Source organism: Paraglaciecola sp. QJM3NY_14, assembly GCF_056173245.1.
Window position 1 is genome coordinate 2,625,257 of sequence record NZ_CM149664.1, and the last position, 20,048, is coordinate 2,645,304.

18 protein-coding genes are annotated in these 20,048 nt (G+C 44.0%); 7 read left to right on the plus strand and 11 right to left on the minus strand.

The window, feature by feature from the left end:
• Window positions 1–44 precede the first annotated feature (44 nt).
• From pgm to AC0VYA_RS11085, 6 genes are all read right to left on the minus strand, one after another.
• Complete coding sequence (gene pgm, locus AC0VYA_RS11060; protein ID WP_475488276.1) at window positions 45–1,694, minus strand: phosphoglucomutase (alpha-D-glucose-1,6-bisphosphate-dependent); 1,650 nt, start codon at window positions 1,692–1,694, stop codon at window positions 45–47.
• 13 nt (window positions 1,695–1,707) lie between these two features.
• Window positions 1,708–2,232 (minus strand): Negative modulator of initiation of replication, encoded by a 525-nt coding sequence (locus tag AC0VYA_RS11065; RefSeq protein ID WP_475488277.1) that lies wholly within the window; start codon window positions 2,230–2,232, stop codon window positions 1,708–1,710.
• Between the two features lie 163 nt (window positions 2,233–2,395).
• Window positions 2,396–3,466, minus strand: coding sequence for a 23S rRNA (cytidine(2498)-2'-O)-methyltransferase RlmM (gene rlmM, locus AC0VYA_RS11070; protein ID WP_475488278.1), 1,071 nt, complete (start codon window positions 3,464–3,466; stop codon window positions 2,396–2,398).
• Window positions 3,467–3,469: 3 nt separating this feature from the next.
• Window positions 3,470–3,841: a DUF423 domain-containing protein gene (locus AC0VYA_RS11075; RefSeq protein ID WP_475488279.1), complete on the minus strand. Its 372-nt coding sequence runs from the start codon at window positions 3,839–3,841 to the stop codon at window positions 3,470–3,472.
• A 101-nt stretch (window positions 3,842–3,942) separates the two neighbouring features.
• Window positions 3,943–4,566 (minus strand): alpha/beta family hydrolase, encoded by a 624-nt coding sequence (locus AC0VYA_RS11080; protein ID WP_475491060.1) that lies wholly within the window; start codon window positions 4,564–4,566, stop codon window positions 3,943–3,945.
• The gene (locus AC0VYA_RS11085) at window positions 4,550–5,461 is read right to left on the minus strand and encodes a transcriptional regulator GcvA (protein ID WP_475488280.1); all 912 of its coding nucleotides are present in this window, start codon (window positions 5,459–5,461) and stop codon (window positions 4,550–4,552) included. Before AC0VYA_RS11085 ends, AC0VYA_RS11080 begins: the two co-directional genes overlap by 17 nt.
• 219 nt (window positions 5,462–5,680) lie before the next feature.
• Here AC0VYA_RS11085 and AC0VYA_RS11090 point away from each other — a divergent pair, with 219 nt between their 5' ends.
• A complete protein-coding gene (locus AC0VYA_RS11090; protein WP_475491061.1) occupies window positions 5,681–5,965 on the plus strand; it encodes a hypothetical protein in 285 nt (94 codons plus the stop codon).
• A gap of 140 nt (window positions 5,966–6,105) precedes the next feature.
• Here the strand turns inward: AC0VYA_RS11090 and kdsA are convergent, their stop codons facing one another.
• Window positions 6,106–6,957, minus strand: a complete 852-nt coding sequence (gene kdsA, locus AC0VYA_RS11095; RefSeq protein WP_475488281.1) for a 3-deoxy-8-phosphooctulonate synthase — start codon at window positions 6,955–6,957, stop codon at window positions 6,106–6,108.
• Between the two features lie 432 nt (window positions 6,958–7,389).
• Here kdsA and miaB point away from each other — a divergent pair, with 432 nt between their 5' ends.
• From miaB to lnt, 5 genes are read left to right on the plus strand one after another with little or no spacing between them, the layout of a single operon-like run.
• Window positions 7,390–8,823, plus strand: coding sequence for a tRNA (N6-isopentenyl adenosine(37)-C2)-methylthiotransferase MiaB (gene miaB / locus AC0VYA_RS11100; protein ID WP_033185277.1), 1,434 nt, complete (start codon window positions 7,390–7,392; stop codon window positions 8,821–8,823).
• Window positions 8,824–8,851: 28 nt separating this feature from the next.
• Entirely contained in the window at window positions 8,852–9,889 is a 1,038-nt protein-coding gene (locus AC0VYA_RS11105) for a PhoH family protein (RefSeq protein ID WP_475488282.1), read from the plus strand.
• Window positions 9,886–10,344 (plus strand): rRNA maturation RNase YbeY, encoded by a 459-nt coding sequence (ybeY, locus tag AC0VYA_RS11110; RefSeq protein ID WP_011575009.1) that lies wholly within the window; start codon window positions 9,886–9,888, stop codon window positions 10,342–10,344. The genes AC0VYA_RS11105 and ybeY overlap by 4 nt, the downstream gene beginning before the upstream one ends.
• Before the next feature lie 33 nt (window positions 10,345–10,377).
• Window positions 10,378–11,238 (plus strand): CNNM family magnesium/cobalt transport protein CorC, encoded by an 861-nt coding sequence (gene corC / locus AC0VYA_RS11115; RefSeq protein ID WP_011575010.1) that lies wholly within the window; start codon window positions 10,378–10,380, stop codon window positions 11,236–11,238.
• A 14-nt stretch (window positions 11,239–11,252) separates the two neighbouring features.
• Window positions 11,253–12,746 carry an apolipoprotein N-acyltransferase gene (lnt, locus tag AC0VYA_RS11120; RefSeq protein WP_475488283.1) on the plus strand — a complete coding sequence of 498 codons (1,494 nt, stop codon included), beginning with the start codon at window positions 11,253–11,255 and terminating at the stop codon, window positions 12,744–12,746.
• A gap of 116 nt (window positions 12,747–12,862) precedes the next feature.
• On the opposite strand, the gene AC0VYA_RS11125 is transcribed toward lnt, so the two are convergent.
• Window positions 12,863–13,756: a DMT family transporter gene (locus tag AC0VYA_RS11125; protein WP_475488284.1), complete on the minus strand. Its 894-nt coding sequence runs from the start codon at window positions 13,754–13,756 to the stop codon at window positions 12,863–12,865.
• Between the two features lie 550 nt (window positions 13,757–14,306).
• Here AC0VYA_RS11125 and AC0VYA_RS11130 point away from each other — a divergent pair.
• Complete coding sequence (locus AC0VYA_RS11130) at window positions 14,307–14,867, plus strand: type 1 glutamine amidotransferase domain-containing protein (RefSeq protein WP_011575013.1); 561 nt, start codon at window positions 14,307–14,309, stop codon at window positions 14,865–14,867.
• A gap of 159 nt (window positions 14,868–15,026) precedes the next feature.
• Here AC0VYA_RS11130 and greA read toward each other — a convergent pair whose 3' ends face one another.
• The 3 genes from greA to carA all read right to left on the minus strand — a co-directional run bounded on the left by greA (window position 15,027) and on the right by carA (window position 20,005).
• Window positions 15,027–15,503: a transcription elongation factor GreA gene (gene greA / locus AC0VYA_RS11135; RefSeq protein ID WP_011575014.1), complete on the minus strand. Its 477-nt coding sequence runs from the start codon at window positions 15,501–15,503 to the stop codon at window positions 15,027–15,029.
• A gap of 99 nt (window positions 15,504–15,602) precedes the next feature.
• Window positions 15,603–18,821 carry a carbamoyl-phosphate synthase large subunit gene (carB, locus tag AC0VYA_RS11140; protein WP_473480670.1) on the minus strand — a complete coding sequence of 1,073 codons (3,219 nt, stop codon included), beginning with the start codon at window positions 18,819–18,821 and terminating at the stop codon, window positions 15,603–15,605.
• 38 nt (window positions 18,822–18,859) lie between these two features.
• Window positions 18,860–20,005 (minus strand): glutamine-hydrolyzing carbamoyl-phosphate synthase small subunit, encoded by a 1,146-nt coding sequence (gene carA / locus AC0VYA_RS11145; protein ID WP_475488285.1) that lies wholly within the window; start codon window positions 20,003–20,005, stop codon window positions 18,860–18,862.
• Between the last annotated feature and the right edge of the window lie 43 nt (window positions 20,006–20,048).

Genomic DNA, 20,048 nt, shown 5'->3' on the forward strand with positions numbered 1-20,048 from the left:
TTTACATAAATATCACAAGTGATTACGGAAATGAAAAAATGTCGCTACTTCACGCTTTCGAATATACGCGCCACCAGATTTTGTGCTTCTTTGATCAAAAGCTGTAAATGTTTTTCACCATTAAAGCTTTCTGCGTAAATTTTATAAATTTCTTCGGTGCCTGAAGGTCGTGCAGCAAACCAACCATTTTCAGTCGCCACTTTCACCCCGCCGATCGCGGCGTTATTCCCTGATGCATGAGTTTGAATGGACACAATTGGTTCACCAGCTAATTCAGTGGACGTAATTGCGTTTTTGTCCGCTTTGCTTAACGCCTGTTTCTGTGCGTGAGTCGCAGCAACATCAATACGCGTATATAAAGGTGCGCCGAATTTTTTGGTGAAAGCTTGGTAATGTTCACTTGGGTCTTTGCCCGTAACAGCAAGAATTTCTGCAGCCAATAAACATAAAATGATGCCGTCTTTGTCGGTTGCCCATGGCTTACCATTGCGACGCAAAAAGATACCGCCGGCACTTTCCTCGCCAGCAAAACCAATTTCACTTTTCAGCAGACCTTGAACAAACCACTTAAACCCGACCGGCATTTCTGCCACGGTGAGATTGGCATCATGAGCGACGCGGTCAATCATACTGCTTGAAACCAAGGTCTTACCGACCTTTAGTCCTGTGGGCCAATCCGGACGATGAGCATAAAGATACTCAATGGCAACCGCCAGATAATGATTAGGATTCATCAAGCCATTGGTTTTTGTCACTATACCGTGACGATCGAAATCGGGATCATTACCAAACGCTAAATCAAAACGATCTTTAAGATCAATTAAGCCAGCCATTGCATAAGGTGAGGAGCAGTCCATACGTATCTTGCCATCTTTATCTCTGCGCATAAAACCAAATTGATGATCGACTTTTCGATTTACCACTTCGATGCTCAAATCGTATCGTTTAGCAATCTTATCCCAGTAATGTAAACCTGCACCGCCTAGAGGATCTGTACCCAGAGTTAACCCTGCTTGTGCAATGGCTTTCATATCGATGACTTGATCTAACTGCTCGATATAGTTATCAGAGAAATCAACTTCTTCGACTAGGCCGGTGTCATAAGCTGCCTGATAAGACATGCGCTTCACATCCAGAAGATCGTTATGGATGAGTTCATTAGCGCGGGCTTGAATTTGATTGGTCACATCACTGTCAGCAGGGCCACCATGAGGAGGGTTATATTTGAATCCCCCATCTTCGGGTGGGTTATGGGAAGGTGTAATGACCACACCGTCACTTAAACCGGACTCTTTGCCCTCATTATAATCAAGAATTGCATGGCTTATCACGGGCGTTGGCGTATAGCCTCGGTCTTGCTGAACAACAAGCTTGACCCCGTTTGCTGCGAGTACTTCTATGGCAGTGGTAAAAGCAGCTTCAGAAAGCGCATGTGTATCCATCCCCACATACATGGGACCTGTAATACTATTGGCTTGTCGATATTCTGCTAATGCCTGACTAATCGCTGCAATGTGAGTATCAGTGAAGGTGTTTTTAAACGCACTTCCGCGATGCCCTGATGTACCAAAAGTAACACCTTGACTGACGTCACTTTTATCAGGTTTATTGTTGTAATAGGCACTAATTAAATGCGCAACGTTTACAAGTTGCGCTTGTGACGCTGGTTTACCTGCTTCTGAGTGAATAGCCATGTAGATCCTTTAGTTAGTCTTCATATAATTCCGGGGCAAATAATGCGGCAAGACGTTGTCCATCGTTCGCGTTGTAGCCTAATACTTCTGCTACTTCCTTAATTAATGACGCTTTCTTAGCCGTGTTATTGTTGGTCATAACCCAAAACGTAGATTCACCGATCTGTTTTGGGTTTGTCACACTACTGGCTTGCAACAACGTCTCTTTGTCTTTAGCAAAGTACACGCGATTTCTGCCACTGAGTGTGAGCACTTCATCGAACTGAGCACCATGCATGCTCTCAAGTACCGATAAAATCTTTAAGAATCGCTCAACCATTTTCGGATATTCACTTAATTCGTCAGTGGTTATCTGACTAAAAACATCACCTGCTGGTTTTTTCGTTGTTGCGCTTGGTTTTCCAGCGACAACCGTTTTCACTACTGTGTTTTCTGGCATAACCAAACGACGCAGAATATCTGAGGCCGTCTCACCAATGTGTTGTGTCTGAGACGCTATGTATGCGTACAAATCATCTTCTATTTCAATGTTCTTCATTTATGGTCACTACTGTCTATGTTCTGTTCATTATTATACTGATCGCTTACACCTTCGCACGGTTTAATTTATATTAACGAATATATAATCGCTTTGCGCACTACTTATAAGCTTTTGTTTTTTATTGCTTTAATGTTACTAAGTGAAAAATTCTAACGGCCTATTATGTGTTTAATCGCATGTGCACAGTTACCTCTTCACGATCATGATAAAGGTGTTTAACTTTCAGATCATACGGCCCTGCGCGATGTTGATCAATACACTGATCGATGATTTGCAATGCTTCTTTAACGGATTCATAACGCTTTTTCATCGGCAATTTGAGATTAAATACGGTTTCTTGGCAACGCTTAGTGGCTATCCAAGTGGCCATTAGTTTCGCCACACGCTGAGGTTGCTCAATCATGTCACACACCAACCAATACACATTGTTTTTTCTTGGCTGAAATTTGAAACCATCTTCTGGGCAATAGCGTACCTGCCCTGTCGCCATAAGTGCATCGTCCATGGCGCCGTTGTCCACTGCTTCAACAAACATGCCGCGTTTCACCAGTTGGTAAGTCCAGCCGCCTGGACAGGCACCTAAATCAACGGCATGTAAGCCACCCGATAAACGTTTTGCCTGTTCTTTTTTGGGAATAAATAATTGAAATGCTTCGTCCAGTTTCAATGTGGAGCGACTAGGCGCTTCATTGGGAAACTTCAAGCGTAAAATGCCCAACGGATAGGGCGAGTTATTAGCTGGATAAGAATAACCCACAATAGCGGTGGTGCTGTCTTCAAAATACACATGACAGACAGGCAGATTACTGCGCTCCAGCGGCGTTAAAATGCGTTTTCCCCTGAGCGCTTGGCGCAGCGGCACACTTATTTTTCGGCAAAATTTTGAAATCTCGCGCCCTTGTGTGCTGTCTGCATGTTCAACGCGTAATTCGCCACATTCAGGAAATTCAATACAACCATTTAGAATTGGGCCGATCCTATCACTGGTATCGAGTTGCTCACATCGTTCGCTAAACGCAAAGAGCTGACGGGCGAATATTAATGTAGTTAAAGGTAATGTTTTAGCTAATTTGTCTGCGTCCTCTGCTTGGTAGCAATGAAACAATACCAAGCCGCTATTTGTTTTTAGCTCTGGGTAGCCGTACACATTAAGCTCAGCACATTTTTCAACCACTTCATTGGCTAAGTCTTTCTCAAAGCCGGTACGACAATATAATGCTAATCCTGTCATTATCTATTTTAACCCTTTAACTGCTGCATAAATGAATAACGCCCACGCGATGATAAAGCACAGCCCCCCTAACGGCGTGACTGGTCCAAACCATTTAATCCCTGTGATGGCCAATAAATATAAACTACCACTGAATAACACTATGCCTGCGCTCATAAAACCCGCTGACCACACTAGCTGCGGACTCGGCATCAACTGAGCCGTAAGTACCAATAAAATAAGCCCTAGGCTATGGTACATTTGATACTGAACTCCCGTTTGAAAGACCCCTATCAGGCTCTCAGACAGTTGGTTTTTCAATCCGTGGGAGGCGAATGCCCCCAGTATAACCGCAAGCATCGCACTCGCGGTGCCTACGATGAGATAAATCTTCATTTTGTGTTCCTTTCATTCTCGACGAGGTCATATTGCACCGGTTTGTGATACATTTCTTTGGTGATAACCCAGTATATTTGTTGTTGAACTTATCCGAGATCTCATTCACTGGTTACAAGCTGGCGAATAAATTCAACACTAGCGTCGACGCCAGCAATAATATGCGCCTCTTCGGTATAACCTGAGCGTTTGCGTGGTTTTAAACTGTGATCGCCATCAGGCAAAAAATACGTTCTAATGGTGCTAGGCAAATCATAGCTTGCCACTTCTTCTTGGGTGCCAAATGTATCGCGACTTCCCTGTACCACTAAAAGTGGCTTGTTTAATATTGCTAAGTGCTCTGTTCTTAGTTTGTCCAACTTACCTGGCGGATGAAATGGGTAACCAAAACATATCCCTCCCATGGCATCTGATTCATCCAACAACATGGTCGCCACTCGTCCTCCCATTGACTTGCCGCCAATAAAAAGCGGTAAGCTAGCGTCTAACTCGGCGATAATATGGCCAAAGTAAGCCTGAAGCTTAGGCATTCTATCTGGCGGCTGTCTGCGGTTTAACGCACCTGCTTTTTGCATATACTCGAAATCGAATCGCGTTACCGTGACGCCCCGCTGAGCGAACAATTCAGCAACTCGCACCATAAACGCACTGTGCATACCAGCCCCTGCACCATGAGCAAGTATTAAATGCGCAATCGGATCCTGTGCTTTATTGGTTAAAATCATCATCTTCCTGTTCGTCTTCTACTTGGCTTTGCAGCCACTGTAAGAATGCGACTATCTTGCCTAGCTCAGCTTGTGACTGGTGGCATACCGCATAATACGCATTGGTGGCGATGAGTCTTTCATCAAAAGGACACACTAATCGACCTGATTCAATCTCAGGCCGTGCTAAAACACTATGCCCTAATGCAATACCTTGCCCCAATGCGGCGGCTTGTAGCACCAACATGGAGTGACTGAATATGGCCCCTTGGTTTACATTAATACCTGGGATGCGAAAGTGCTTAATCCAGTTTTTCCACGCTTCTCTTGATGAGTCATGTAGCAATAGGTGGTGTTTCAAATCTTCTAATTTTTCAAGCGGCTTTTGGCCTTGAAATAAAAGCGGTGAACACACAGGGGTTAAATATTCAGTGTGAAGTTTCTGGGCGTATACATTCGGCCACTTGCCACGACCATAGTAAATGGCGACATCCACATCGTCTGTTAAAAAACCCTCATCAAAATCCACCGCTTTGATCCTAATATCGATATCAGGGTTGGATTGGCTAAATTGATTCAGACGCGGAACAAGCCACTGAATAGCGAAACTTGGTGGCAGAGCAACCGTGATCGCGCCTTTTTCTCCTCGAGCGAGTAGCCGCTGAGTCGCCTCATGTAGTGCCTGAAAAATATCTTTGAGATCTAAGTAATAGCTCTGACCTTCCTCAGTGAGTAACAAAGAGCGGTTTTTACGCATGAAGAGTTTCATCGATAGAAACTCTTCAAGGGATTTAATCTGATGACTGACCGCCGCTTGTGTCACAAAGAGTTCATCAGCAGCGCGGGTAAAGCTCAAATGACGCGCTGCGGCTTCGAAGGCTTTTAGAGCGTTAAGTGGGGGCAATCTGCGGTTCATAACATCAACAAGAATAAGATTTGAGCAAAGTTTACCATCATTAGTTTTTCTAATCCATCGCCATACTTATTGTCGTTTTTATAAACAACCTAAATTGTATATTATTCGAACCGTCAAAGGTAAAAGCCCTTTTAAAACAAGGGTTAACATAATGCGTATTTATTTAACAATTAGGTAAATATGTTTACATTAAACATTAATATACTTTAGGTGATAATGATGAAAAATCGTAAAAATATAATTTTAAGCAGTTTATTTGCATTAGTATTCAGTCAGCAATCTTTCGCTCAAGAATTTGATCTAACGTCTATGTACGTAACAGAGCAAATCGAAGCTAACTTACAATCCATGTTAGCGGATATGAGTAACAACGACAGTTCACCGGCATTACAGGTTATCCTTGCTGGCCTTGAAAAAAGTCTCAGCCATAGCCAACAAGACGTTGCTCTTACAAATGACAAACGTGGCGGAAATGCGCCGCAAACAGCTACATTGTCCGAATAGTAAAGCGTTATCCATTTAAAGCATTAACGCATTTTTATCTAGACGTTCTGGGCACACAGGTTACTCTGTGTGCCCAAAACCTCTCAGCTATATTGTATTGTGTCAGTCTTATGCTATGTCAGAATAACGTTATGCAGGTCTTAGTTTGCGCTGGTGTCTAACGGTGCGAAACCTTTCACCAACTCATCTAACGCTAACATTTGCTGTAAATACGGTTCCAGTTTGTCTAATGACAACGCGCATGGACCATCACATTTCGCTTCATTTGGGTTCGGGTGTGCTTCTATAAACAACCCTGCTAATCCTAACGCCATACCACTTCTTGCCAACTGTGCTGCTTGTGCACGTCGACCATCAGCGGAATCCGTTCTGCCCCCTGGCTTTTGCAATGCGTGTGTGGCATCAAAAATGACAGGAGCATACTGCTTCATTTCATCCATACCTAGCATATCAACAACTAGGTTGTTGTAACCGAAACTAGAGCCTCGTTCGCACAAAATTATTTTGTCATTTCCGGCTTCCATAAATTTAGTAATGATGTGGCGCATTTCATGTGGGGCTAAAAACTGTGGCTTTTTCACGTTGATGATGGCATTCGTTTTAGCCATAGCCACAACCAAGTCTGTTTGACGCGCTAAGAATGCGGGTAGTTGAATAACGTCAACCACCTCAGCGACAGGTGCGGCCTGAGCAGGTTCATGTACATCGGTAATTAATGGCACATCAAAGCTCGCTTTGATTTCTGCAAAAATTTCTAATCCCTTATCCATACCCGGCCCACGATATGAATTCACCGATGAACGATTGGCTTTATCAAATGAGGCTTTGAAAACGTATGGGATCCCGAGTTTGCTGGTAATTTCTTTGTAGTGTTCAGCAATACGCATGGCCATATCTCGGGATTCTAAAACATTCATACCGCCAAACAGTACGAAAGGTTTGTCGTTAGCAACCTGAATGTCACCAACAGCAATATTGTGTAAATTGTTCATGAACTACGCCTTTGAAATATTCTAGGGCGCAAGAATAGCAAGGCTGTATGCGCTTGGATAGAGTGCGAGTAAGGAGAACGAAGCCTAATTGATGTTGATACAAGTAGAATTCTTATTGCTGCGAACAGCGTCATTGGCTAAGGCTAAATGAATAATTATGCACTGATATATCAGCTTTATTTGTTCGCCGGTGACCGGTAAAGCACTCAGTACGTAGCAATTCGTTTACAAGGCCTTAAATTCTGCAGAATTTTGTGTCATTCCAACAGGATAAAACTAGCCTAGCGTCACAATAACCCGTAAAATACGCGGTTCGATTTTGCTCCAATTTTTCGACTAACCTCTATAGGTTGTTCCCAATTAAGAGCATTAACAGATTGCATTGCTTTTCTATGAGCAAAGATTTCACATCAAAGGTAAGTACACGGCGTTATGACTAAAAAACTTTTTATTAAAACTTGGGGCTGTCAGATGAACGAGTATGACTCGCAGAAGATGGCTGATTTATTGGATTCGACCCATGGATATCAAGTTGCTGACACCGCGGAAGAAGCCGACATCATTCTACTCAATACGTGTTCTATCCGCGAAAAAGCCCAAGAGAAAGTGTTTCATCAATTGGGACGCTGGAAAAACCTAAAACAAGATAAGCCTGAATTGATCATTGGTGTTGGTGGCTGCGTGGCATCGCAAGAAGGTCAGGTGATTCGTCAGCGTGCGCCATTTGTAGATTTAGTATTTGGTCCGCAAACGCTGCACCGTTTGCCAGAAATGATAAATCAGATCAAAGGTGGTAGCTCCTCCGTTATTGATATTAGCTTCCCTGAGATAGAAAAGTTTGACCGCTTGCCAGAACCCAAAGCGGAAGGCCCGACTGCCTTTGTTTCTATTATGGAAGGTTGCTCAAAATATTGTACTTTCTGCGTGGTACCTTATACCCGGGGCGAAGAAGTCAGTCGTCCAGTCGATGATGTATTACTTGAAGTCGCACAGCTAGCAGAACAAGGTGTACGTGAAGTCAATTTGTTAGGCCAAAACGTGAATGCGTTTCGTGGCCCACATCATGATGGCGCGATTTGTACCTTTGCTGAGTTACTAGAAATGGTTGCTTCAATCGATGGTATTGACCGTATTCGTTACACCACATCACATCCCGTTGAGTTCACTGACGATATCATTGATGCTTACGCGACCATCCCTGAATTAGTTGATCATTTACACCTGCCGGTACAGTCAGGCTCAGATCGTGTCTTGAATTTAATGAAGCGAGGCCATACTGCAATAGAGTACAAGTCGAAAATTCGTAAGCTTAGGAAGATTCGTCCCAACTTAAGTATGTCATCAGACTTTATCATAGGATTCCCAGGTGAAACTGACGCTGATTTTGAAGCGACAATGGATTTGATTCAAGCGATGGATTTCGATTTGAGCTTTAGCTTTATTTACAGTGCGCGTCCGGGTACGCCGGCAGCAGATTTACCCGACGATGTATCTGAAACAACGAAAAAAGAGCGTTTACAGCTATTGCAAAATCGCATCACCCAGCAAGCATTGCGCATTGCTCGGAATATGATTGACAGCGAACAACGAGTATTAGTAGAAGGCCCATCTAAAAAGAATCCGATGGAGCTTTCTGGGCGTACTGAAAACAACCGAGTGGTTAACTTTGAAGGCACTCCGGATATGATTGGCGGCTTTGTAGATGTAAAAATCACAGATGTGTTTGCCAACTCATTGCGCGGAGATGTTCTACGCAAAGAAGCCGACATGAATTTACGTATCAATGTGGCGCCTCAGGCCATATTGGCCAAGCAAACAAATAAAACCGACGCCTTAGGCGTCGCTCAGTTTGTGCCAGCACATTGATAAACATTAAATAACCGAGAGATACCGATTGAGCAAACTTACCAGTAATGAAATCGTGTTAGAGCCATCTGACTTAAAACGTTTGGCCAGTTTATGTGGACCGTTTGATGACAATATTAAACAAATTGAACGCCGCCTAGGGGTAGAAATTACTTATCGCAGTAATGAATTTAAAGTGACAGGCCAACCACTACAATCCAGTGGTGCGGCCCAGTTACTTAAGTTGTTGTATATTGAAACTCAGCCTGTGCGCGGCGAAATCCCTGATTTAGAATCTGATCAGGTTCACCTCGCGATCCAAGAGGCTAAATGTCTCGAGCGCGCAGAAGCAGGCCATTACGGCAAAGAAGTACATATCAAAACCAAACGGGGTGTGATTAAACCGCGCAATCCAAACCAGTCGAAATACGTATCTGATATCTTAACCCACGATATCAGCTTTGGTATTGGACCTGCCGGTACCGGTAAAACCTATCTCGCGGTTGCCGCAGCAGTCGATGCTTTAGAGCGTCAAGAGATCCGCCGTATTCTGCTCACTCGCCCTGCGGTGGAAGCCGGCGAAAAGCTAGGCTTCTTACCTGGTGATTTATCCCAAAAAGTCGACCCTTACCTGCGCCCGCTTTATGATGCCTTGTTTGAAATGCTTGGTTTTGAAAAAGTCGAAAAATTGATTGAACGTAATGTTATTGAGGTAGCCCCCTTAGCTTATATGCGTGGGCGCACACTTAACGATGCTTTCATTATTCTAGATGAGAGCCAAAACACGACCGTAGAACAAATGAAGATGTTTTTAACGCGTATTGGTTTTAATTCTAAAGCGGTGATCACGGGGGACATTACTCAAGTCGATTTACCACGAGGAACGCGCTCAGGTCTTCGCCACGCCATCGAAGTATTAAAGGACGTTAACGATATTTCATTTAACTTCTTTAACGCCAACGATGTAGTGCGCCACCCTGTGGTTGCCCGAATCGTTATGGCCTACGAAGACTACGAAACACAGCAAGAACGTATTCGTCTTCAAAAGAAAGCAGAACATACTCAGCAACAAAGCGACAATTCATGAGTGCAATTGTTGATCTGCAAGTTGCCAGTGATGCTGCCAATTTACCCAGCGCTGATGACTTTCAGCGCTGGTTGAATGCGGTTCTTGCACATCAACAACTGTCGGAGCATGAACTTACCGTGCGGATCGTTGAGACACAAGAAAGCCAAGAACTGAATCTTACCTACAGAGGGAAAGACAAACCGACTAATGTGTTATCTTTTCCTTTTGAAGCGCCACCGGGTTTAAGCTTAAACCTATTGGGTGATTTAGTCGTTTGCGCCGATGTTGTAGCGCACGAAGCCGACGAACAACATAAAAAATTACACCATCATTGGGCGCATATGATCGTTCACGGAGCCTTGCATTTATTGGGCTTTGACCACATTAACGATGATGAAGCAAAAGAGATGGAAGCGTTAGAGGTTGATATACTTAAACAGTTTTCGATTGACGACCCTTACCAAGATCAATGATGATAGCCACTCAAACCATAATTTAACGAGATCATGAGCGAAGATAACCCCCCCTCTACTAGCGGTTCTGCCAACAAAGGTTGGTTGGATAAAATAGTCCAATCATTCACGGGAGAACCGAAAAGCAAAGACGAACTCTTCTCTGTCATCACTGATGCAGAACAACGAGAAGTCATCAATCAAGAAACTCGCGAGATGATCGAAGGCGTCATGGAAGTCAGTGAGATGCGTGTTAGAGAGATCATGATCCCTCGTGCTCAAATGACCACTATTGATATTACCGAGACTGTAGATAAATTTTTACCGATCATGCTAGATTCAGCGCACTCCCGTTTTCCTGTCATCAGCGAAGACAAAGATCATATTGAAGGGATCATCCTCGCTAAAGATTTACTAAAATACGCATTTCTTCCGGGCAAAGAGTTTGAGCTCAAGCAGGTACTTCGCCCCGCAGTGATCGTGCCTGAAAGTAAACGGGTTGATGTGCTACTGAAAGAGTTCCAACAAAAGCGCTTTCATATGGCCATTGTAGTGGATGAATACGGCGGTGTTTCAGGTTTAGTGACTATCGAGGATATTCTCGAGCTGATCGTCGGTGAAATTGAAGATGAACATGACGCTGAAGAAACCAATACCGATAATATACGTGCCTTAAACAAACACACTTATTCAGTCAAAGCGCTTACAGAATTAGAAGATTTCAACGAGTTCTTTAAAACTGATTTTGACGAAGAAGAGGCCGATACCATAGGTGGGATTGTGCTAAAAGCGTTTGGTCATATGCCCATGCGCGACGAGAAAGTCAGCATCAATGGTTTCGTTTTTACGGTTACCAACTCTGACTCCAGACGCCTTATTCAATTAAAGGTTACCCTTCCCCACAGCGAAGATTAGGTGCCATAACGCGCATGCTATATATTTTATCATTATTACTTGGAGCGAGCTTAACCCTAAGCTACGCTCCTTTTTCGTATTGGGCAGTGATGCCCATCGCCCTCACGGCATACTTATGTGTCTTATACAAAGCCCGTCCAGAGCAAGCAACCAAATTAGGCTTTAGTTTTGGTTTAGGCTGGTTTGGCGTAGGTATCAGTTGGGTACATGTGAGCATCGCCGATTTCGGTGGCTTGCCTCTGGTAGGCTCAATCGGTTTAATGGTATTACTGTGCAGTTATTTAGCCCTGTACCCTATGCTTTTTAGCAAATTAGCAAAGCGTTATTTTACGCCAGCAGTATGGGGCCTTGCGCTGCCTTTCGTTTGGTTGCTGTGTGAATGGGCAAGAGGCATATTTTTAACTGGTTTTCCGTGGCTTTCCATAGGCTATAGCCAAGTATCAAGTCCTTTGGCAGGTTGGATCCCTGTAATAGGCGAGTTTGGTGTTACCGCTTTACTCATGGCGCTTTGCGCTGCATCTGCTGTGTGGTTTATGAATAAGCGTTACATGGCGCCTGTCGTGTTGGCGATGTTCGTGTACCTCAGTGGCTGGACGTTGAACCAATATAATTGGGTCTCCTCTGTTGATAAGCCAGTTAAAATAGCCATGGTGCAAGGTAACATAGCCCAAGATATACGTTGGGCACCAGAGCAAGACTGGCCTACTATGCAGAAATATCTTGAGCTAACAGAAGCGCATTGGGACAACCAAGTCATTATTTGGCCTGAAGCTGCGATACCGCAACTTGAGCCGATAGCGGTGGATTACCTGATGCAACTCGATCAAGAGGCCGCAGAGCATCGCGTAGGTTTGCTTACTGGCATCGTTAACTACAATTTTGAAACACGTCAAGCGTACAACAGCATTATTGGTGTCGGCCTCAAGGAGGCTACGGATAGCGACGGGCATTATCATTATCCTCAATCTAATCGGTTCGATAAACACCACCTATTACCCATAGGTGAATTCATTCCGATGGAAGATTGGTTGCGAGGCTTAGCGCCCATATTTGATCTACCCATGTCGTCATTCACCCGTGGCGATTACCAACAAGCGAATTTAATGGCCAATGGCTATCATTTTGCGCCTGCACTGTGTTTTGAAATCGCGTTTCCCGGGCAAATCCGACAAAATCTGTACGCCGATACTGACTTTATTATTACTGTCAGTAACGATGCATGGTTCGGTCATTCCCATGGCCCTGCGCAACATTTAGAAATTGCACAGGTCCGTGCAAAAGAATTCGGCCTGCCAGTACTACGTTCAACGAACAACGGTATTACTGCGTTTATCAACGCAAACGGCGAGGTACAAAGCCGATTACCTCAGTTCGAGACCGGCGTGTTAAATGATGAAGTACAAAAAGTCACTGGGACCACACCCTATCGTTATTTTGGTGACCTTGGGGCATGGCTGTTGAGTGTGTTTGGGCTTTTGATCGCCATTCGATTTAATCACACGGCTTAGTGAAGCGCTCAACTTATACTAAATTATTTCGACACGCAGCGCGTTTTATTAACGCGCTTTCGTTGGGCCACTTTCGGCCGGATGCCAAATTAACCACCTCCAACTCACCTAACGACCTACCCTAACCAATTTCTAACTTTTGCTAATGGGGTGAGTACAATGGCATTTCCTACTAGTACTAATACAAATCCAAATACCGTGTTAGCGTGCCATACGAAACCTTCGAAAACAGTACTCAAGAGCACAGCCACAATTGGAAATAAAACGATGGAATAACTGGCTTTTTCAGGACCAATGTCACGCAATAATAAAAAGTAGCACGCAAAGGCAATCACTGTGCCAAATAACGAGAGATAAAGCAGTGAGATAACGTAGCTAAGTTCCATAGAAAAAGTAAATTGAGCATCACTGAGCAACACCACACAAACGAGTGCCACCGCACCGTACAGCATTCCCCATGCGTTACCTTGCATAACACCGACCTGATGGGATGAATTGCGCACACTGGCCATGTTACCCAATGATGCTAAAAAGGTGCCGCCAAGTGCAAGGCCCAACCCAAGCATGGCATCACTGGTAAAATCGAGGTCTTTTATGTCAGGCCAAAATAATGCTCCTAACCCAGCGACGCCAAGCAAGGCTCCAATATATATACGATTAGCGATGCGACGGCCAAAGAACAGACGCGTATTAATAATATTCATCAGAAGCAGGGTTGAAAATGCAATAGAAGCCATGGCTGAGGTGAGGTAATTTTGCGCCCAATATAAGATTAAATAATTCAGACCAAAATTGCACAAGGCCAGCACCATAAAAAAGCCATGATCTGTCTTTGAAAACCGCATATTCATACCTTTAAACACGCAGTAGCACCACATAACAAAAGCGGCGATAGCGAAGCGATAGGCTAAAGACACCTGTGCTGGCACATCCCCAAGCTGAAACTCAATCGCCAACCAAGTCGAGCCCCAAATAAGCACGGTCAAAACATACAACATAACGCTTTTCAAAGTAGCGAGTCCTCAAATGGTGTCAGAAAATAGCTGCGCGGAAGGTAACACAGTCAACAGGATTGTATATGATAACGTAACAGAGATAAGGGTCTGTCGATTTTTGCGGTGCTGCGCCAAACACTTGGCGCAATCCAGTTCCTTTCGAGTAAAAACCCTCGACATTTGATATCGAGAACGTCAGCTTTGTTAACAATATGCTGTATTAGCCCGTTAAAGGGTAAATTAAACATCCTAAAATAGACGTTCTGGTAAATATACCTACCGTAAGTGCTTTTTTGCTGTAAATCTTTGTGACATAAAAGCCAATATTCTGCGACTAAATTTACATAACTTTCTACTATTATTACTAAACTAAAAGTAAATTATTCAATCTAACTTTTCACTACTAGCAATTTTTCATTATAAATCAAAGGTTAATATAGACTTCTGATAGATCACTAATGCCGATTTAGTTGGTTTGATTATTGCTTAACAACGTTAAATGCATTTTTTGCTACTTTGAACCATTAACGGATAAAAGTATCAGTGCAGCAATAAGGAGCAACGGATGTTGACGACGCTAACAGATAAAAAAACTGCAGCCATACTCGCCAAGGATGGCTTTGAACAATGTGAATTAATTGAAACCCGTGACGCCCTTATTGAGGCTGGGGTTGATGTGCACATTGTCTCCCTTGAGCCTGGGACTATAATAGGCTGGAACGGCAGCAAATGGGGTATAGAAGTGGATGTAGATAAAGTCGTGTCAAAAGTGTCAGCTGATGATTATGACGCACTCATTTTACCCGGCGGATTATTTAACCCAGACGCGCTGTTGCAAGACAGAGACGCAGTAGATTTTGTAAAGGCATTCTTTGTGGATGCTAAGCTCAAGCCTGTGGTTGCCATCAATCAAGGTACGTGGATGTTGCTTGAAGCAGACGTTTTGAGAAACAGACTCGTTGCTTCATTTCCAACTGTTCTCAATCGCTTGCGAAACGCTGGTGCGAAGGTCGTTGACCGGGACCTCGTGGTCGATCAAGGTTTATATACCAGCCGAAGCTCCCACAATCTGGCTGCGCTGAACCAACAAGTTATTCAGCAGCTCACTAAGCCACGCGTTCACTAGTGTCATAACCTTGTGGATGCTATTGAGCTAGATTCAATTTGTATGACTTTATCAACTTATCATTAAACGAAAAAAGCGTGCAGTAAGCACGCTTTTTCATTATTTTTGACAATAAATTTGTAAATGATGTCAAGCATCACTCAAAGGAGCAGTCTTAAACTAGACGTACTCTACCTCAATGATTTCAAATTCAATCGCACCCTTGGGCGTTTGAATGGTGACCACATCGTCTAACTGCTTACCGATTAGACCTCGGGCGATGGGCGAACTGACTGAAATAAGGTTATTTTTAATGTCAGCTTCATCATCACCCACAATCTTATAAGTAATTTCTTCATCACTTTGTAGATTTAATATAGTAACTGTCGTGCCAAATATAACCTTCCCAGTGTTGGTCATTTTGGTTACATCGATAATTTGTACGTTGGATAACTTACCTTCGATATCTTGAATACGCCCTTCACAGAAGCTTTGCTGCTCACGCGCTGCATGGTATTCAGCGTTTTCTTTTAAATCTCCGTGTTCACGGGCTTCCGCAATCGATTTAATAATTTCTGGACGTTTTACTGACTTTAAATGTTGTAGCTCTTCACGCAACATTTCTGCGCCTTTAGCCGTCATAGGATATTGAGTCATTGATCAATAGCTCGCTTTATTTTTGATTGTTGTTCTACATGGATAATAAATAAGTGCTGAGCGTAATAAATCAACGCCCAGCACCGAATTAATAAACGATTAAACTAAACGTTTATGTAATTCTTGTACTGAATGCACTCTGGCACGGTCGTCAGCTTTATTTGCATTAACCGTGGCAAACGCCGCATTCATAGTGGTGGTATAAGGAATTTTATTTAGCAGCGCTTCACGACGAATATACACAGAATCATCGATTGCTTGACGTCCTTCGGTGGTATTGATGATATAACAATATTCACCGTTTTTAATCGCATCTACAATATTAGGGCGACCTTCGGATAGCTTGTTCACAATAGAGCAAGGCACATCGGCTTTATTCAGCACTTCAGCCGTTCCGCGCGTTGCTTCAAGATTAAATCCTTTTGCGACCATGGCTCGGCCTAATTCGATAATACGATTTTTATCGTTAAGACGAACAGAAAGCAATGCTTTCCCTCCTGCTGGGATGGGCTCGCCAGCACCTAAATTTGCTTTAGCGTAAGCTTCCACGAAGGTATCACCTACTCCCATCACTTCGCCGGTAGAGCGCATTTCAGGGCCAAGTAAGGGGTCTACGCCTTGAAACTTAGCAAAAGGCAACACCACTTCTTTAACGCTATAAAACGGAGGAATGACTTCTTTGCTCAGACCTTGCGAAGCAAGAGACTGACCAGCCATAGCGCGAGCACCAATTTTGGCAATGGCCAAACCTGTCGCTTTAGACACAAACGGCACAGTACGAGCAGCACGAGGGTTTACTTCAATTAAGTATACCTCCCCGTCTTTGACCGCGAATTGCGTGTTCATCAAACCGACCACACCTAATTCTAATGCCATGGCTTTAACTTGCTCGCGCATGACGTTTTGAATGTCCTCGCTCAGCGAATAAGGAGGAAGCGAACATGCTGAGTCACCTGAGTGAACACCTGCTTGTTCAATGTGCTCCATAATACCGCCAATCATGACTTCTTTACCGTCACAGATAGCGTCTACATCCACTTCAATTGCGTCATCTAAGAAACGGTCGAGTAATACAGGTGAGTCATTAGAGACTTTAACCGCATTGTTTAAGTAACGTTTCAAATCTTTTAGGTCATACACGATTTCCATCGCGCGTCCACCAAGTACATATGAAGGGCGAACAACCAATGGGAAACCAATTTTCTCAGCCGCTAGCAAAGCTTCTTCAAGATTGCTTACCGTCGCATTCGCCGGTTGCTTGAGGTTTAACTTGTTGACCATTTTCTGGAAACGCTCACGATCTTCCGCTTTATCAATAGCGTCAGGTGAAGTACCAATGATGGGTACCCCTGCAGCTTCTAAATCACGCGCTAACTTAAGGGGGGTTTGACCACCGTATTGAACAATAACGCCAACGGGCTTCTCGATACGGACAATTTCCAGCACGTCTTCTAAGGTCACTGATTCGAAGTACAAACGGTCTGATGTATCGTAATCAGTGGAAACCGTTTCAGGGTTACAGTTAACCATGATAGTTTCGTAGCCATCTTCACGCATTGCCAAAGCAGCGTGAACACAACAATAATCAAACTCAATTCCTTGACCAATGCGGTTAGGCCCGCCACCAATAACCATAATTTTATCTTTATCAGTGGGATTTGCTTCGCATTCTTCATCGTACGTTGAGTACATATATGCAGTGCTAGAGGCAAACTCAGCCGCACAGGTATCAACGCGTTTGTAGACAGGGTGAATATCAAAGCCACGACGTATCTCTCGCACATCACCTTGGTCGACACCGGTCAAATCAGCGATACGCGCATCAGAGAACCCTTTACGCTTCAATCGGTTCATCAATGTGGCATCAATACCAGATAAACCAATGTTCGCGACGTTTTGTTCTTCTTTAACCAGATCTTCAATTTGCACTAAGTACCAACGATCAACATTCGTTAGGGCAAATATCTCTTCGATGTCCATGCCCATTCGCATCGCATCTGCTATGTACCAAATGCGCTCTGCTCCTGGCTCGCGAAGTTCACGAATGATGGTCGCTTTGTTCTCTGGATCGGTATAATCGATAATAGAATCAAAGCCATTAACGCCAACTTCTAGTCCGCGTAATGCTTTTTGCAATGATTCTTGTTGGTTGCGGCCAATTGACATCACCTCACCTACTGACTTCATTTGAGTCGTTAGGCGGTCATTGGCACCAGCAAATTTTTCGAAGTTAAAACGCGGAATTTTAGTGACAACATAATCGATGGCCGGCTCAAACGACGCAGGTGTTAAACCACCTGTAATATCGTTGGCAAGTTCATCCAAGGTATAACCAATGGCTAGCTTTGCCGCTACTTTTGCAATCGGGAAGCCCGTCGCTTTAGATGCCAAAGCAGATGAGCGAGAAACGCGCGGGTTCATTTCGATAATAACTAAACGACCAGTTTGGGGGTCAACACCAAACTGAACATTTGAGCCTCCCGTTTCAACACCAATCTCACGCAATACTGCCATAGCGGCATTACGCATAATTTGAAATTCTTTATCGGTAAGCGTTTGGGCTGGCGCAACGGTAATCGAATCACCGGTATGAACACCCATAGCGTCAAAGTTTTCGATAGTACACACGATAATGCAGTTGTCTGCTTTATCCCGTACTACTTCCATTTCATACTCTTTCCAACCAATCAATGATTCATCAATCAACAGTTCAGACGTTGGTGACAAATCAAGACCACGACGACAGATTTCTTCAAACTCTTCGACGTTATAAGCAATACCGCCACCGCTGCCACCCATGGTGAAAGATGGGCGAATAATACAGGGGAAACCGATACGAGTTGAAACATCGAACGCTTCATCTAGGCTATGCGCAATTTCTGCACGGGGGCATTCAAGGCCAATTGATTTCATCGCCTTATCAAAACGTTCGCGATCTTCGGCTTTATCAATGGCATCTGCAGTGGCGCCAATCATTTCAACGCCGAATTCAGTCAGCACGCCGTGCTTATCTAAATCTAACGCACAGTTAAGTGCGGTTTGTCCGCCCATGGTTGGCAAAATGGCATCAGGGCGTTCTTTTTCAATAATTTTTCTAACCACTTCCCAATGGATAGGCTCGATGTAAGTGGCATCGGCCATTTCAGGGTCGGTCATTATAGTTGCAGGGTTAGAGTTAACTAAAATAACTCGATAACCTTCTTCACGCAGTGCTTTACACGCCTGCGCACCTGAATAGTCGAATTCACAGGCCTGGCCGATGACGATCGGTCCAGCACCAATAATTAAGATACTTTTTATGTCGGTACGTTTTGGCATTGTGCTTGTTACTCTAAATTTGGGGCTTAAGGGTCGTCTTAGCGTGTTGCTTGCATCAATTCAATGAAGTGATCAAACAAAGGTGCCGCGTCATGAGGGCCGGGGCTCGCTTCAGGGTGTCCCTGGAAGCTAAACGCGGGCTTATCATTACGGTGTATACCTTGTAATGACTGGTCAAACAATGACACATGGGTAACATCTAAATTGTCCGGCATCGATTGTTCATCAACAGCAAAACCGTGATTTTGGCTGGTGATCATGACGCGCTGACCAAGTATGTCTTTCACTGGGTGGTTAGCACCGTGATGACCGAATTTCATTTTTACAGTTTTTGCACCACTGGCTAGCGCCAATAATTGATGCCCTAAACAGATACCAAATATAGGCAAGTTTTTATCGAGCAAGGTCTTAATCGCTTCGATCGCGTATACGCAAGGCTCAGGATCACCAGGGCCGTTGGATAAAAACACGCCATCTGGGTTTAACGCCAGTACATCTTCTGCTGTGGTTTTAGCAGGTACCACCGTTAATCGGCAGCCTCTGTCTACTAACATACGTAAAATGTTGTGTTTGGCACCAAAATCGTAGGCTACGACGTGAAACGGCAAATCAGTTTGCTTTTTGTTAAAGCCTTGGCCAAGCGTCCATGAACCGTCAGTCCAACTGTAGACTTCGTCAGTGGTGACTTCTTTGGCAAGATCCAAACCTTTCAAACCAGAGAACGCTTTCGCCTTCTCAAGGGCCAATTCTTTATCAAGCGCGATCTCAGAGCTTGAATCGACTGCGATGATGCAGCCATTTTGCGCGCCTTTATCACGTAAAATACGCGTTAAACGGCGAGTGTCGATATCTGCGATACCAAGAATGTTATTTACGCGAAGGTATTCAGACAACGATTGTTCACTACGAAAATTACTCGCTAGCAGCGGTAAATCTCTAATAATGAGGCCTTTGGCCCACACTTTTGTTGATTCACAATCTTCGCTATTGGTACCGGTGTTACCAATATGGGGATAGGTTAAAGTTACGATTTGTTCTGCGTAAGAGGGATCAGTAAGAATTTCCTGATAACCTGTCATTGAGGTGTTAAACACCACTTCACCAACAGACATACCAGTCGCTCCGATAGCCGTGCCATTGAAAACAGACCCATCTTCTAGCACTAAAAGGGCGGAATTAGCCAAGTCAACCTCCGAATATAGTTAACCTAAGGTGTTTACACGGGCA